Below are 2,135 nucleotides of genomic sequence, written 5' to 3' on the forward strand. Positions count from 1 at the left end.
GGCCCGCCCAGCCCTCCGCGCTGCGCAACTCCCTGACCATGCTGCGCCGCAACCTCCGGCACGCCCGCCGCTACCCGGCCATGACGATCAGCCTGGTGATCATGCCCATCACCATGCTGCTGCTCTTCAACTACGTCTTCGGCGGCACGATGTCGGCCGGCATGGGCGCCACGGGCGCGGAGTACATCGACTACCTCGTCCCCGGCATCCTGCTGATGGCCGTCGGCGCGGGCGTCCTGCCCACCACGGTCGGCGTCTGCGTCGACCTGACCGACGGCATCGTGGCCCGCTTCCGTACGATGCCGATCAGCGCCTCCTCGATCCTGACGGGACGTGCCGTAGGCGCCGTCATCCAGACGCTGCTCAGCGTCGTCCTCGTCATCGGGGTCGCCTTCCTCGTGGGCTTCCGCTCCGGAGCCGAACCCCTCGAGTGGGTCGCGGTGGCCGGGCTCCTCACGCTGATGTGCTCCGCCCTCACCTGGCTCGCGGTCGCGCTCGGCCAGCTGGTCAGGGCCCCGGAGGCGGCCAGCAGCGCCGCCATCCCCTTCTCCTTCCTGCTGCCCTTCCTCAGCAGCGCGTTCGTGCCGCTCGACTCGATGCCGGACTGGCTGCGCCACTTCGCCGAGTGGCAGCCCTACACCGCCTTCATCGAGACCCTGCGCGGGCTGCTCCTCGGCGACGAGATCGGCAAGTTCGGGCCGCTGGCCGTCGGCTGGGGCGTGGCCATCACCATCGGCGGGTTCCTGTGGGCGCGGTCCCAGTTCAACCGCCCCGCCACCCGCTGAGACGCCGACCGGAACACCGTCGTACGTTTGTCGGCCTCCACCAATGGGAGGCCGACAGCGCTACGGTTCACGCGGGGCCGCCGGGTGCGGCCCCGCGTGTCGTCCTGTGAGGCGTCTCTCACCCGGCACGGAACCCCTACGCGACCCCTACGAGGCCGCGCACAGGACATTCTTTGTGGAGACTCTACAGACGGCGCCTGCCCGAACAGTCACTTCTTCAGCAACCACCCTCTCTTCTGTCCGGGGCTGCCAGGAAAACGGCCCGGAGACTGTACAGAGTCGACGGTCCGTTTCCCTGGGGGCCCTCCGTAAGGTCGCTACATGACCGTTTTGGACGAGACCGCCTCCTCCGGGGGCGAGCCCACCGATGCGCGTGGGCGCGTGGCCGAACTGCACGAGATCCGTGCGCAGGCGCTGCGCGGGCCCAGCGAGAAGGCGACCGAGGCGCAGCACGCCAAGGGCAAGCTGACCGCACGCGAGCGGATCGAGCTGCTCCTCGACCCGGGCTCGTTCAAAGAGGTCGAGCAGCTGCGCAGGCACCGCGCCACGGGCTTCGGCCTGGAGACCAAGAAGCCCTACACCGACGGTGTCATCACCGGTTGGGGCACGGTCGAGGGCCGCACGGTCTTCGTCTACGCGCACGACTTCCGCATCTTCGGCGGCGCGCTCGGTGAGGCGCACGCCACGAAGATCCACAAGATCATGGACATGGCCATCGCGGCCGGTGCCCCGCTGGTCTCCCTGAACGACGGCGCCGGCGCCCGTATCCAGGAGGGCGTCTCCGCCCTCGCCGGTTACGGCGGCATCTTCCAGCGCAACACCAAGGCCTCGGGCGTCATCCCGCAGATCAGCGTGATGCTCGGCCCGTGCGCGGGCGGCGCGGCCTACAGCCCGGCCCTGACCGACTTCGTCTTCATGGTCCGTGAGACCTCGCAGATGTTCATCACCGGGCCGGACGTCGTCCGCGCGGTGACCGGCGAGGAGATCACGCAGAACGGTCTGGGCGGCGCGGACGTGCACGCCGAGACCTCCGGCGTCGCGCATTTCGCGTACGACGACGAGGAGACCTGCCTCGCCGAGGTCCGGTACCTCATCGCGATGCTGCCCTCCAACAACCGCGAGAACCCCCCGGCGCACGAGTCCGACGACCCGGCCAACCGGCGCTCGGACGTCCTGCTCGACCTGGTTCCGGCCGACGGCAACCGCCCGTACGACATGGCCAAGGTGATCGAGGAGCTTGTCGACGACGGCGACTTCCTTGAGGTGCATGAGCGGTGGGCGCGGAACATCATCTGTGCGCTGGCCCGTCTTGACGGCAAGGTCGTCGGGATCGTCGCGAACCAGCCGCAG

Annotated in this window: 2 protein-coding genes; both read left to right on the plus strand. The window is 69.4% G+C overall.

Annotated features, from left to right (window positions below; genetic code table 11):
• Positions 1-785, plus strand: a 785-nt coding sequence (locus GKQ77_RS32000) for an ABC transporter permease (protein WP_372460046.1), incomplete at its 5' end; no start/stop codon positions are given.
• A gap of 321 nt (positions 786-1,106) precedes the next feature.
• On the plus strand, positions 1,107-2,135 hold a 1,029-nt coding region (locus tag GKQ77_RS32005; protein WP_308117847.1), incomplete at its 3' end, for an acyl-CoA carboxylase subunit beta.

Source organism: Streptomyces anatolicus (assembly GCF_019400875.1).
Classification (GTDB): Bacteria; Actinomycetota; Actinomycetes; order Streptomycetales; family Streptomycetaceae; genus Streptomyces; species Streptomyces anatolicus.